Here is a 12,615-nt window from a genome sequence, read left to right as displayed (position 1 = left end):
GATGAATGTATTGAAAACAGGCAGCCCGTGGATCACTCTGCGGGCTGCCTGTTTTATTGAGAATTCAATGTATTACTATCCGTGGATTACAGGAACACAATCGTGATCAGCAGCGACAGAGGTAGTAATACAATACAGCTGTAAACCATGTAGCCAAAGAAGCTGGGCATGCGGATGTTATTCTTTTCGGCGATGGCTTTGACCATGAAGTTCGGACCATTTCCGATATAAGTCATGGCGCCCATGAAGACGGACCCCAGACTGATGCCGATGAGTGCGAGTTCATTTACCTTGGCAATTTCTGGTCCAGCAGTAGGAGCAGCTTTGGCCGTTTCAAAGAATACCACGTAGGTAGGTGCATTATCTAAAAAGCTGGAGAGCGTGCCTGTTGCCCAGTAGAACTTCCAGGGGGCATCAATCCCCAGTGAACCGCCATAAACGTTCAGGATTTGAACGGGTGCCTGCATACAGATAAAGATCCCGACAAACAATGCTGCCACTTCCAGAATGGCTTCGTAATTAAAGGAATTCTGTAGCCGGATGCTTTTAGAAGTGGTTAGCAAGGAGATGCCTGCGAGACCAAACATGCAGACTTCTCTGAAAAAGTGGGGAGCATGCCAGCCATCTGTGTAAGGAACCGGTTTGGATGGATCAAGCAAGGCGACGCAGAAGATCACCAGTAGTAACCAGAGAAAGTTTATCCCGCCTCTGAGTGCGAAGGGTTCGATGGTTTCCGGCGGTGCTTCGACCTTTTCCCGGTTTTCCTTTTTATAGCGAATGCTGTCGTAGATGAAATAAATCGCCAGCAGGCACAGGTTCATTGCCAGCCACATCGGCCACAGATTGAGTGTCCAGGTGAACGGGACGCCTCTCAGGAAACCCAGAAAGAGTGGAGGGTCGCCAATCGGCAGCAGACATCCGCCGGTATTACAGACAACAAATATGAAAAAGATTACGGTATGGGCCACATAATCACGTTTTGCGTTTGCTTTCAGCAGTGGACGAATCAGTAACATGGCTGCGCCGGTGGTTCCAATGAAACTGGAGATCGCAGCACCGATGGCAATGATGGCTGTATTCAGACCGGGACGGCCGACCAGATTTCCATTGAAGGCGATTCCCCCACTGATGACATACAGGCTGAAGAGCAGGGCAATAAACGGAATGTATTCCACCAGTAACGCATTTTTAAGAACCACGATGGCAGCGGGGAACCCGGGAGCAGACATCTCGTGAGTTCCGTGATCGATTACACCATGTCCATAGATGAATGTGTAATAGAGCAGCGTGACCAGCCCAAGGCTGACCGCAACCAGCAGGCGGTTTTTGTTATGTTCCCACCATTCTTCCGTTTTATGAATCAGGGGAAGAAAGGCGATGCACAGCAACAGTAAGGCAAACGGAATGACACTGTAGAAGGCAGGTGGCTCAGCGTGAGCGTGCTGGTCTGAGTGTGGCTGTTCTGTTGTGGATACCAGGTGTGTTGCATCCAGTTGCGTAGACGTATCAGCGATTAAGTTCATCTCAATCGCCCTCCGTAGTTTGGGGATTATTGTAAGTGGGTTAAATCAGAAAAATCCATTTTCGTTCTGTATTGGTAAACAAGAAGACTGCTTGTTCACTGGCGAAATGTAAAAACTTTGGATTATGGCATGATCCGCAATTGTGTACAATGTCCATATCGGCCTGAATTCAAATTGAATTTACGAATTTGCTAACTGATTCTGATGCTCATCGGCTGTTATTGAACAAGGCTTCATTTCAGACAGGTATTGCTTGATTAATTCAGCAGTTTGAGTGCTTTCCAGCAATTCCAGTGAAATTAGAGTTTTCCCGAGTACAATCGGTGGCTCGACCTGTAAGGCCAGCAGATAGGCTGTCTGTTCCTGTGTCAGGTAATTTTGCTGAATTGCGATTTCTCCAAATCGCAGGCCTTTGAGCTGCTGCAATTCCAGAATTTTGGAAACACAATCCTCCGAGAGCATTTTTTCGGCGATGGCGAGTTCACCGATTCGACTCCGGGTTTGCTGTTTTTGACATTTGAGCAATGCTTTGGAGATCGTGGGAATATCAAAAACGGCTTTTGTCACCAGCCAGCGACTGAAGCGGCAACGTTTGATTAATTTGTGCAGTTCCTGATCATCTTTCGTGATAATCGAACGGACATGCACCTGATTTCGTCCATTCTCTTTGGACTCATACATAGCTTCATCAGCTTCGGCAACCAGCCGTTCTGCAAATCCGGTTATATCCCGGGGAGGGATTCCTACTACCGCTCCCAGGCTGGCTGTTACCGGGACCCGGGTTCCCTCGAATTCGATGACTTCGTTCTCGATCAGCTTTCGGAGTCGTTCTGCCAGGTCACGTATTCCGTTATCAGAAGGATTATTGACCATGATGACGAACTCTTCACCGCCATAACGACAGAAGACATCAGAGCGTCGTGTCGAATCGCTGGCGACTTTGGCGACACGCTGTAAAACCAGGTCACCGAACTGATGCCCGTAAGTGTCATTTAGATTTTTGAAGCGGTCAATATCTGAAAAGATGATGCCAATCGGTTGTGCAGCACGAGAGCAGGAGTAGAGTTCCTTCTCAAAATGTTCATTGAAGTAGCTGCGATTATAGGTTTTGGTTAATGGGTCATGAATGGCTTTGCTCTGGAGCTGTTTATTTTCTGATTCCAGTTTGTTTTTTTGTTCTTCAATCACAGCCTGCCGGGCAAACGCCTGTGTTGTATCGACCTGGGCTTTCATGGTCATCTGAACCAGTTGCTCGTTTGCTTTGGCCATGATTTCAAACGGAGATTCGATATCATCCATATTGACTGCGAATATTTGAGCAGCTTCTTCAAAGCGAGTCTGTACCTGCTCCAGAAATCCATGCAGGTCATCGTGTGGCATGTTGTAAAACTCAGATGTTAAATCCTGAAGTTTCTGTAATGCCAGGCCACTGTTCGAGGAGCAGAAGTAGTCACCAATGGCTGCAGACGTAGCGATAATGATAATCAGGTTGAAGTCAGGATGTGATTCAAGTGTTTTCAGTTGTGCTACTGAGTCATGATGATGTTGGATTGCAGTCTGGAACTGTTCTGACAATTGCCAGCGTTCCATCATTTTCACACCCACCTCTGTATGATTGATTCCCAGTTCTGCTGATTCCACTTCAACGGCCTCTCGTTGCTCCTTATCTGCCTGTTCCAGGACAGATAATAAATCTGTCGGAATAGATCTGAGCATGGCAAGGTGGCCAATATCCTGCAGCAGTCCGATCAGGAAACTGTCATACTTTAAATCAAAGCCGGCTTTGGTAGCCAGCAGTTCTGCAGCAGCCGACTGGATGATGGACTGTTTCCAGTAGGAGTCAAACCGAGATTTGAGTGGGCCCTGTGTAATTGCCGATTCAGACAGTGAGAAACTCAATGCCAGTGAGGTCACGACCATCGTCCCCAGCAGTGGGACAGCCCGTTCAATTCCTTTGCATTCTGACCTTAAACCAAAAAATGAAGAATTGCTCGCTTTCAATATTTTTGCTGTAATTGCCGGGTCTGCTTTGATCGTTTCAATAACTTCTTTGATATCTGTATCAGGGTTCTTGGAAAGATCCAACAACTTTACAGCAACAGCCGGCAAAGTTGGTAATTGATCAGAAGACCAGATTTTTTCAAGAGAAATCATTATCAGTGACCTTTGTGGGAATACAAATCAATATTTGAATAGCAGTAATTTAAGAGATTGTTCTTCATTAGCTGGCTGCGGTTGGTGCATGCCGATGAAATTCCAGATGAGACAGCCTCATTGATCTGATGTCTTGATTCAAGCGTTGGATGTGACCCAGCGTTCCAGTTTGCTTTTCAAACTGTCGGGGGTAAATGGCTTGACCAGATAGTCAGAAACACCGGCCTGGATCGCTGTGACAACTCGGGCACGCTCTGCCTCTGTCGTAATCATGATGACGGGAATATCTTTATTACGCTGACGAATTTCTTTCAGCAACTGCAGACCATCCATGTTTGGCATATTCCAGTCGCTTAACACAATGTCAAAAGTCGAGGCAATAAAGATTTCTAATGCCTGAACACCGTCTTCTGCTTCTGTCACATCTTCGATCCCCAGCTTCGATAAACATCGTTTCTGGATTGTTCTCATTGTGCCTGAATCATCTACAAGTAAAATTTTCATGGGATTAGCCTTTATCTATTTTCATTCGATTGGTCGTTAATAAATTACGTTTTGGTCAAACAGGTCGTTTAGCGATCAGAAAATCCTGCTTCAATAGAAAAGGTCCCGATCTCTGAGTCAAAAGCGATACAAATGGGGGAGACATTGGATGGATAATGAACCGTGTGTCCCTTACCTGTAATAATGTTGGGAATACTGATGGATGCTTCGAGGTGTTCCAGCTGTGCCTTTGCTGATCCCGCAATCATGTTTGCTAATTCGCAGACAGCATCACAGACTTCGTCGTTGATTTCATCTGTGGAGATACCAACCAGACGGTCCAGAACGCCTATGCCGACACTTTTCGAAAGGCTTAATACGAGCGTCCCGGCTACTTTGCCAGAAATCCCAATGACAGCACTCAATTCATGCTGGGGAATGAGATCCTGTTTGAGGCTCAAGCCGGTTCGTTTTGGCGTGCAACTCAGCATCATTTCAAATACAGAGATGGTTGCACTAATGATAGGATTTACAAATTCTGCGGTGAGTTCAGACTTACCGACTGTACTGGTTGACGTCATTATCTAATTCCTGTTTCCTGAGAATCATTCAACTTCAGTGATTCAGTTATTCTGAGTGTATTGTTGAAGTCACGTTGCCGATGGCATTTCACGACTGTTGCTCGAAATGCATAACAGCAGTCGGACAACGAATAATGCTTTAAAAGTAAATGTGCACTTAGAGCATAGATCACGAAAAAATGCATGTCCTCAAATATCAACACGATATTCCAGATATTATTTCTTCAACCTGCTTGAGCTTGCTGAGTATTCCGGCTGTAAGATCTGTAGTGGAGGCGATCCCCGCCAATTTAAGGAATATCCCTCCTTAAGAAAACAGGTAGTATTTGGATCGAGAAATCAGTTCCTACCTCAAACCATGGAAATCCCTCCTGCTTATCGCCACGAGATCTAGATGGTTTATATATAAGAGTTTATGGGTATTTGTACTGATAGTGGATATGGATATCGCGTATACTGTTGTAGGAATCAGTCACAATCGAGAGTGGAAATGACGATCAAAGTAATAGGGGAGATACTTTAAAATCTGACAGATTAGAGTTGAGGAATCGATTCGATTTTGCTTACCATATAAAGTTCTGGTAAGAAATACAAAGTGAGTGCTGCTACCTGAGATTATTTCATTTCTAAAACCAACATCAGGTTGAAAACTTGCTAAACGTAAATTTTCATATCTCTGAACCAAGTCTAATAATATCGATTCAGTCTCACATTGTTGTATGCTGATATATTTAAATAGTTGCCCGTAAAAAAAGGCACAGCTTGTCAATGGGACAGATATCACATCAAGAAAGTTTTGACTTTGCTCAAGACGTTCGTACAACGTGTCACCGATTAAATAACTTTCTAACAATTTTACAGTGTCAACATGACTATCTTCACGGATTGTCATCCAGCGAAATAGAATCGGAACTAGCAGGTGTCCTCCGGGATTTAGTTCCGCCGATTGAATCCGCTACCAGCGATGTGCTTACTCTTTCAAAGAAATGTCGAGATATTCTGGAGAGGTAGAAGTACGAGTCGTAGCTGCAGAATTAAGATTGAACCATAAGTTAATTGATATCTTTAAAATCTCATAGTCATTTTATACGAGGGCCAGCAAGCATGCTTACTTCAACAGATTTGATTCGAGTTGTTTTTGTCGATGATCACATGGTTCTGGTAGACTCAATCGTCTCCAGGTTTCAGCGAGACCCTGATATCGAAGTCGTCGGTACAGCCACAAATGCCGATGACGGGCTGGCATTGATTCTGGAGACTGAACCCGATGTTGTGATACTGGATGTTGAATTACCCGGGCGTGGGTCATTTGATATTGCCGAAGAGATTTCCTCTCGTCTGAAAAATACAAAGATGATTTTTCTGACAGGCTATCTATCGGACATCTTCATTGAGCTGGCTTTGAGAGTAAATGCAAAAGGTTACTTACTTAAAGGGGAGCCGATTGAATCATTGATTCATGCCATTAAAAAGGCCTCTCGCGGAGAATACTGTTTTTCACAGTCGGTCCAGGAGCGACTGGTCTTTGACCACAAAAAAGATCGGTATTCGATTCAGTCAAAAAGCATGCTGACCTCTCTGACTTCCCGACAGATTGAAGTGCTCAGACATCTGGCCAGAGGGATGAGTGTGAAAGAAGTCGCCCGCTCCATGCATCTCTCGGAGAAATCGATCGACAGTCACAAGTATCGGATCATGCACAAGCTGGGGATTCATGATCGTGTCGAACTGGCACGGTATTCGATCCGTGAAGGTTTGACTCTGCCTTAAGTGGCAGTCCTGATGACATATCTCAAGAGAGAATCGGGCCACGCTGATCAATGGCCCGGTTGATGGATTCAAGCTGAGAAGCCGAGAGCTCAAAATTCAACGCTTCTGCATTTTCCCGGATCTGTTCCGGGCGTTTAGCCCCACAGAGGGCGCAAGTGATTCCAGGCTGTTGAATCGTCCAGCGAACCACAATTTGAGCCACTGTTCGATTCATTTCGTTTGCCAGTGTTCGCAGGACCTCAAGAAAGTCCTGATTCTTCTCCCATTCTTCTCCCTGGAACATGGGGTACTTCTGCCGCCCATCTTCCAGCGCAAACTGATGATCTCGTGCTAGCTTGCCTGCAAGTAACCCTTTCATTAAAGGCCAGTAAGCCATCACGGAGACATTATTTTTGATACACCAGGGAAGGCGGTCTTTTTCGATATCGCGCTGCAGCATATTGTAGCGGGGCTGATACGCAGATATGGGGCAGACGTTGTTAAATTCCTGAAGCTGTTCCAGAGTGAAATTGGAAACGCCGACGGACAGAATTTTTCCGGCGGCTAATAACTCCTGGAATGCCCCCGCCGATTCACTGACCGGGATTTCAGGGTCAGGACCATGCAGATAATAAAGCTCAACACGATCAGTATTGAGCCTCTGCAAACTTTCATCGCACTCCTGCCTGATCCGGGACGGTGATGCATCTCGCACCTGTTTAGTACCCTCCCAGTGAATGCCCCCCTTGGTTGCAATCACAATCTGGTCTCGTTGGCCTCCTAGCGCCTCTGCAATCAGTTGTTCACTTTCTCCCGCATAGCCATAGCAATAAGCAGTGTCAAAGAAATTGATCCCGGATTCAAATGCTGCGTTCAGTGTGGCCAGGCTGGCCTGTTCCGTGACGTCCACACTGGTGACACCCGAAATCGGCCAGCAACCCATTGCGATAGGGGTGATTTGAATCTCCGTGTTTCCGATTTTTCGTAACGGGCTCATATGCTCACTTTCTTTCTGCATTGATCAACTGGGGAACTGATGTCACAGGTAGATAGTATTTCGATTTCAGTTCATTTAAAATAAGGATCGTCTTGAGCTCTCCGCAACAGTATCATATTGTTCTTTCAAAGCAAATGAAGGTTCATTGAGATTATGTGTGCCCGGTTTTTCCTGTTTTCACCAGATGAAGAAATTATGCGGCTGTTTCAACTGGTGACATTTCCGCGGATCGCCCCACGTTATAATATTGCTCCATCACAGCCCGTCATGGCCATCGTTCAAAATCAACAGGAGCACCAGGTCCGGCATTTTCAATGGGGATTCATTCCTGGCTGGTTTAAAGCCCCAGCTTCCGGGCAGGCGATGATCAATGCACGCTCTGAGACAGCATCCTCGAAGCCAGCGTTTAAAAATGCGTTTCGCTACCGGCGTTGTCTGATACCCGCCAATGGTTTCTATGAATGGAGGAGTACCGGAAACCGTTCTCGACAGGCAATGTGTGTGCGTCTGCGGGAAGAACCCCTGTTCGCGATGGCAGGATTGTGGGAGCAATGGCAGAGCCCTGATGGCACAGAGCTCGACACGTGCACTGTCTTAACTACTGCCGCCAATCCATTGCTGGAACCGATTCATCCCCGGATGCCAGTCATCTTGCATCCCGAGCAGTATGCACGCTGGTTGAGTTCGGAAACAATACCGATTCCTCAACTGGAAAAATTACTGCAAACTGACCCATCTAAGTCCATGCAGGTTTACCCCGTGAGTTCACAGGTCAATAAAGTGTCTCATGATTCGCCGGACTGTCTCACTCCGGTTCAGGAGCAGAAGACGTTATTTTGAATCGCTATTATTTCTGGCGTATACTGTTTCAGGTCAGAGATTCAGGTGGGGCAAAGAGAGTCAAAACGGGCTGCACGTCTTCGAAATGTTCAAACAGGTAATCTGGTTCACACTCTCGAAGTTCTTCCAGAGAGTAAACACCGGTGGAAACCGCAATCACGTTGGCGCCAATTGCGCGGGCACAGGTGATGTCATTGGGTGTGTCGCCCAAAACCCAGACGGAAGTCTGTTCCAGTAGCTCAGCCGCATGCCGTTCTCGAATCTGTCTTAACGCTTCATGCGCGACATCGTCCCGATCAGCATGATGATCTCCATAGGCGCCAAAATCGAAAAAATGGTTCAACTCGTAGTGTGCCAGTTTTTGTTTCGCGCCCTGCTCAAAATTTCCAGTCAGCAGTCCAAGATCGACATTCGCCTGTCGGGAAAGAGATTCCAGGATCTCTCTGACACCAGGCAGGACCCGACCTTTATGCTCTTTCAGTTTGTCCGCAAGTAGATTGAGATAACCCTGTTCAAAACGCTGTCGGTTTTCACTGGTATTTGCAATCTTGAAGTATTCAAACAGGTCCACCATGATCGAATGATCGGTACGGCCTGCAGTGGGAATGCCTTCCACAGGTGCACTAACCTGAAATTCCTCTTCCAGCATATGCAGAATAGATCGCTGGCCGGCACCTCCGGAATCGATCAGGGTGCCATCAATATCAAACAGGCAAACATGCATTTGAGTCAACATTATACGAGGGTATGGAACGAGTGAAACATCGCTGTATTCTATACACGCTCAATGACTTCGGAAATGCGGTTTCTTGAAACGGGAGTCCCTTTTATTTCGTGGCAGGCACGTTTGATGACATCTGCATCAATCGTCGGCAGGTTCTGTTCAAAACCTGCCAGTAATGCCAGATCACAGATCTGGTTGATTTTTTCGGGAATCCCCTGACTTGCTACTTGTATCTCCTGATATGCTGCGGGAGTAAAAAGATCGGCCTGGCAACCCGACCAGCTTAAGCGTGATGTGATATAACTCTCTGTTGTTTCCCGCTCAAAGCAATCCAGTTCGATAGACAGATCGGAAAGGCGGGAGACAGTATCTACGTGTGTTGTATTCTGGTGATCCAGAGTCAGGACCAATGATAAAGCAGGGAACTGCTGGTTACCGACATGCAGCAGCCGTTCAATTGCAGAAATACATTCGGTACGAGCCTGATCAACATGATCTAACAGCAGTATCTGGCGTCCTTGAATCAGCTGTAAGCCAATCAGATAGTCAGACAGTTGTCGCCAGAGTTGCGGTAATTTTGTATCGAGAGCCGGCCCCAGACGTAAGCTGGCACATACCTGCCAGAGCAATTCCTCTTCTCCCAGACCAATCAGATCGATGAATTCGCATTGATGCGGGGTTCTTTTTAACAGCTGTTGAAAGACCTTGAGCGTAAGTGTCTTTCCTGTTCCTGCTGGTCCACTGAGGACTCCGCATTTTTTCTGTTCCTCTGCGATAAACAATAAGCGTGCTAACGCCTCTTCGTGTATTTCACTCTCGAAGAAGTATCCCTGATCCAGCCGTTGATTGAAGGGAGCCTGTGTCAAATTCCAGAAATCGCAATACATGATTCTCTTTTGACCTGTTTGAATTTAGAGTTCGAACTTGCGTGTTCCGAATCTCTACTCCTTGCAGAATGTGCCAGAAGAGAGATACCATCCATAATTGAGAGTACGATAATTCAGAAGCAGCAAGAGACGCTTCTGGTCTGAAAAACTCTCCTTATTGATAAAATCGGTCATTCGATGCTATCGGCATGACCGAACCCCGCCTGAGTTGTCTGATTTTTCTCAACTTACGTATTTTAAAGAGCTTAAAGTATTTTCGAGCTGGTCTATACCGAGAATAAAGATGCCACATCGTTTTTTTTATGACGGGTCGTTTGACGCTGATCAGCTTCTGCTGGATGGCAGCGAGGCTCATCATCTGCTGCATGTCCTTCGTATGCGAACTGGTGATAGCGTGCTGGTGTTCAATGGGAGGGGAGCAGAAGCAGAAGGGGTCATCAGTAAAACCTCCCGTAAAACAGTCGAAATACAAGTGACCACAAGACATGCAGCTCAAGCCAGTTCGCAGGTTCCCGTAATTCTGGCGACTGCCGTTCCCAAGGGTGACCGCTTTCGCTGGCTTGTTGAGAAAGCAGCAGAGCTCGGGGTAACAAAACTGGTCCCCCTCCTGACCGAACGCAGTAGTGTGGATCCCGGTGATAATCGATTGAAAAAACTACAACAGACAATCGTATCTGCAGCCAAGCAGTCCGGGCAGATTCAGCTTATGGAGCTGGCTGAGGTGCAGAAATGGGATTCATTTCTGTCAGAGGTCAGCCAGACAGAGTGCCGCCTGTTGATTGCTGATCCGGCGGGCCGTGGAATGGACCTGTTTAGATCGAATGATCATTCCGAGGCACCGGTAGTCATTCTGATCGGTCCTGAAGGGGGATTCACACCTGAGGAACTCCAGTCTGCCTTGGAGAAGGGGGCGGAATCGGTCAAGCTGAGTGAGGGAATCTTACGTATCGAGACAGCGGCAATTTTATGCGCAGGGCTGATTCGTCTGATGGAACCCAGTGGGGAAGCTTGACAGCCTGGCAGCTGGTTTTACCCGCCATTATTTAAACAGATCGCCCGAACGCATGAAAAGGGCAAAACTGTAAATGACCACTCCTGCGACAATCAGCGAACCAAAATTCAGCAGATTGCGGCCCGTTGACATTTTTTTTCGCGCTACAACCTGGGCAATCACAGTCACGACAGCGACCAGGGCAAATTTAAAATACACCATGCCTTTGATGCCCCAACCCGCGATAAAATAATTCGCCAGCTGGTTGGATTCCCGGAAATTGCCGGTTACCAGCAGCAGGTATGTCATGAAGACATCCAGTGCATTGACCAGAATAAAGATGCAGGTTTCACGTTCCAGAGGTAATTGATGGTTCCAGAACGAGCGTCCTTGTTCCTTCTCCTGAGGTTCAGTATCAGTTTCATCCATGAGAGTATCTCGTATGGTCAATGGCGGGACAGTAAAGGGCTCAATCTCAAATCAGTTTTCGCAGTTGCTTTATATACCCGGGAATCGCTTCCTTCGGTTCTTCTTTGGCTTCATATTCCAGAACAACGAAGTTTTTGTAGTGAGCATCTTTGAGGATTTTCACGATGCGTGGAATGTCCGCGGGAACCTCTTTTCCACGGACTCCCATTTCTACCTTGATCTGGGCATTGATTGCCAGCGGCGCAATTTTTTCCAGATCTTCATAGGGGTGCTCTGTACGGAAGTTACCGCTGTCGAAATTGATTCCGAAATTGGGGGCTTTATCGATTCCGTCAATGATCCGCATCATCTGCTCGGGCGTCGATGTGATTCCCCCATGGTTTTCCAGCGCGAGGCTGACTCCTTTTTTCTCAGCATATTTGAGTGATTCATTAATCCCTGCCTGGCACATGCGAATCGCTTCCGCTTCATTTCCGCCTTTGGGAACCCTGCCTGCAAAAATTCGAATCACGGGAGCACCCAGGATTGCAGAATAATCAATCCATTTGCGGGTCATTTCCAGCTGTGCATCTCGGGCGGTTCCTTTGGGCAGGCAGAAATCGTTGCCGATGGCTGTTCCTGATACAGCTAGTCCCAGTGAGCCTGCCAGGTCGCGTGTTTCTTTCAGGTAATCTTCACTGACTGGATTAGGGAAATAGTAGCTGGTCAGTTCGCAGCCATCCAGTTTCAGTTCACCACAGTAGCGGACGAAGTCCTGAATGGTCATGGTGGCCGGTGTTTTTCTCTCACGGGTTTTTGGCCAGCTCTGTTGCATGTAACGGTTGAAAGAATAGGCGGCCAGACTCAGTTTGAGGTGCTCAGAAGCCTCTTTTTTCTGAACTCCTGCGGCAAATGCAGTGTCTGAAATCAGAGTACCTGCTGTCAGGGCAGCCAATCCCCAGGCAGAAGAGGTCTTCAGAAAATCACGTCTGCTGGTTTCACCGTTGAAGGGGGAATCGGAACGGACTGCCATTATGTTTACTCCAGAGTTGAGTACTGTTAAATCAGGTATGAGTTCGAAATTGCTGTTCCAGGGAACAGGGCTTGTGTATTTTGACAAATCGATGGTCGTAAAGAAACCCTCGATATCAAAAACAGGCAGAATTGCAAAGTTTCTGCGGATGGCTAAACTAACTCTATTGCTATAGATATCACTGACAGGATTACTGTCTGTTTGTTACGATGTCGGGGCGTGCCATGCTGGCCCACTTGGACAGA

12 protein-coding genes are annotated in these 12,615 nt (G+C 46.9%); 3 read left to right on the top strand and 9 right to left on the bottom strand.

The window, feature by feature from the left end:
* Positions 1 to 86: 86 nt before the first annotated feature.
* The 4 genes from ACN0YH_RS22080 to ACN0YH_RS22065 all read right to left on the bottom strand — a co-directional run bounded on the left by ACN0YH_RS22080 (position 87) and on the right by ACN0YH_RS22065 (position 4,741).
* Positions 87 to 1,523: a sodium:proton antiporter gene (locus ACN0YH_RS22080; RefSeq protein ID WP_417381765.1), complete on the bottom strand. Its 1,437-nt coding sequence runs from the start codon at positions 1,521 to 1,523 to the stop codon at positions 87 to 89.
* 180 nt (positions 1,524 to 1,703) lie between these two features.
* Positions 1,704 to 3,677 carry an HDOD domain-containing protein gene (locus ACN0YH_RS22075; protein ID WP_417381764.1) on the bottom strand — a complete coding sequence of 658 codons (1,974 nt, stop codon included), beginning with the start codon at positions 3,675 to 3,677 and terminating at the stop codon, positions 1,704 to 1,706.
* A gap of 138 nt (positions 3,678 to 3,815) precedes the next feature.
* Complete coding sequence (locus ACN0YH_RS22070; RefSeq protein WP_417381763.1) at positions 3,816 to 4,181, bottom strand: response regulator; 366 nt, start codon at positions 4,179 to 4,181, stop codon at positions 3,816 to 3,818.
* Positions 4,182 to 4,249: 68 nt separating this feature from the next.
* Positions 4,250 to 4,741: a chemotaxis protein CheX gene (locus ACN0YH_RS22065; protein WP_417381762.1), complete on the bottom strand. Its 492-nt coding sequence runs from the start codon at positions 4,739 to 4,741 to the stop codon at positions 4,250 to 4,252.
* Positions 4,742 to 5,845: 1,104 nt separating this feature from the next.
* Between ACN0YH_RS22065 and ACN0YH_RS22060 the strand changes: the two genes are divergently transcribed.
* On the top strand, positions 5,846 to 6,511 hold the full coding sequence (locus ACN0YH_RS22060; RefSeq protein WP_417381761.1) for a LuxR C-terminal-related transcriptional regulator: 666 nt from the start codon (positions 5,846 to 5,848) through the stop codon (positions 6,509 to 6,511).
* A 22-nt stretch (positions 6,512 to 6,533) separates the two neighbouring features.
* Here ACN0YH_RS22060 and ACN0YH_RS22055 read toward each other — a convergent pair whose 3' ends face one another.
* A complete protein-coding gene (locus ACN0YH_RS22055) occupies positions 6,534 to 7,487 on the bottom strand; it encodes an aldo/keto reductase (protein ID WP_417381760.1) in 954 nt (317 codons plus the stop codon).
* A gap of 153 nt (positions 7,488 to 7,640) precedes the next feature.
* Between ACN0YH_RS22055 and ACN0YH_RS22050 the strand changes: the two genes are divergently transcribed.
* A complete protein-coding gene (locus tag ACN0YH_RS22050) occupies positions 7,641 to 8,327 on the top strand; it encodes an SOS response-associated peptidase (protein ID WP_417381759.1) in 687 nt (228 codons plus the stop codon).
* A 28-nt stretch (positions 8,328 to 8,355) separates the two neighbouring features.
* Here the strand turns inward: ACN0YH_RS22050 and ACN0YH_RS22045 are convergent, their stop codons facing one another.
* Both ACN0YH_RS22045 and ACN0YH_RS22040 read right to left on the bottom strand, forming a co-directional pair.
* Entirely contained in the window at positions 8,356 to 9,051 is a 696-nt protein-coding gene (locus ACN0YH_RS22045; protein ID WP_417381758.1) for an HAD family hydrolase, read from the bottom strand.
* 50 nt (positions 9,052 to 9,101) lie between these two features.
* Complete coding sequence (locus ACN0YH_RS22040) at positions 9,102 to 9,938, bottom strand: ExeA family protein (RefSeq protein WP_417381757.1); 837 nt, start codon at positions 9,936 to 9,938, stop codon at positions 9,102 to 9,104.
* A gap of 283 nt (positions 9,939 to 10,221) precedes the next feature.
* Between ACN0YH_RS22040 and ACN0YH_RS22035 the strand changes: the two genes are divergently transcribed.
* Positions 10,222 to 10,950, top strand: coding sequence for an RsmE family RNA methyltransferase (locus tag ACN0YH_RS22035; RefSeq protein WP_417381756.1), 729 nt, complete (start codon positions 10,222 to 10,224; stop codon positions 10,948 to 10,950).
* Between the two features lie 27 nt (positions 10,951 to 10,977).
* Here the strand turns inward: ACN0YH_RS22035 and ACN0YH_RS22030 are convergent, their stop codons facing one another.
* Positions 10,978 to 11,358, bottom strand: a complete 381-nt coding sequence (locus tag ACN0YH_RS22030) for a DUF5658 family protein (RefSeq protein WP_417381755.1) — start codon at positions 11,356 to 11,358, stop codon at positions 10,978 to 10,980.
* 46 nt (positions 11,359 to 11,404) lie between these two features.
* Positions 11,405 to 12,370 (bottom strand): TIM barrel protein, encoded by a 966-nt coding sequence (locus ACN0YH_RS22025; protein WP_417381754.1) that lies wholly within the window; start codon positions 12,368 to 12,370, stop codon positions 11,405 to 11,407.
* Positions 12,371 to 12,615: the final 245 nt, after the last annotated feature.

Source organism: Gimesia sp. (assembly GCF_048262075.1).
Lineage (GTDB): Bacteria > Planctomycetota > Planctomycetia > Planctomycetales > Planctomycetaceae > Gimesia.
Note: the sequence above shows the minus strand (reverse complement) of the source record. Positions and strands in the feature narration are given on the sequence as shown.

Excerpts from the sequence above, each read along its gene's own strand:
- ACN0YH_RS22080 (WP_417381765.1), bottom strand. The coding sequence starts at position 1,523 with ATGAACTTAATCGCTGATACGTCTACGCAACTGGATGCAACACACCTG.
- ACN0YH_RS22075 (WP_417381764.1), bottom strand. The coding sequence starts at position 3,677 with ATGATTTCTCTTGAAAAAATCTGGTCTTCTGATCAATTACCAACTTTG.
- ACN0YH_RS22070 (WP_417381763.1), bottom strand. The coding sequence starts at position 4,181 with ATGAAAATTTTACTTGTAGATGATTCAGGCACAATGAGAACAATCCAG.
- ACN0YH_RS22065 (WP_417381762.1), bottom strand. The coding sequence starts at position 4,741 with ATGACGTCAACCAGTACAGTCGGTAAGTCTGAACTCACCGCAGAATTT.
- ACN0YH_RS22060 (WP_417381761.1), top strand. The coding sequence starts at position 5,846 with ATGCTTACTTCAACAGATTTGATTCGAGTTGTTTTTGTCGATGATCAC.
- ACN0YH_RS22055 (WP_417381760.1), bottom strand. The coding sequence starts at position 7,487 with ATGAGCCCGTTACGAAAAATCGGAAACACGGAGATTCAAATCACCCCT.
- ACN0YH_RS22050 (WP_417381759.1), top strand. The coding sequence starts at position 7,641 with ATGTGTGCCCGGTTTTTCCTGTTTTCACCAGATGAAGAAATTATGCGG.
- ACN0YH_RS22045 (WP_417381758.1), bottom strand. The coding sequence starts at position 9,051 with ATGCATGTTTGCCTGTTTGATATTGATGGCACCCTGATCGATTCCGGA.
- ACN0YH_RS22040 (WP_417381757.1), bottom strand. The coding sequence starts at position 9,938 with ATGTATTGCGATTTCTGGAATTTGACACAGGCTCCCTTCAATCAACGG.
- ACN0YH_RS22035 (WP_417381756.1), top strand. The coding sequence starts at position 10,222 with ATGCCACATCGTTTTTTTTATGACGGGTCGTTTGACGCTGATCAGCTT.
- ACN0YH_RS22030 (WP_417381755.1), bottom strand. The coding sequence starts at position 11,358 with ATGGATGAAACTGATACTGAACCTCAGGAGAAGGAACAAGGACGCTCG.
- ACN0YH_RS22025 (WP_417381754.1), bottom strand. The coding sequence starts at position 12,370 with ATGGCAGTCCGTTCCGATTCCCCCTTCAACGGTGAAACCAGCAGACGT.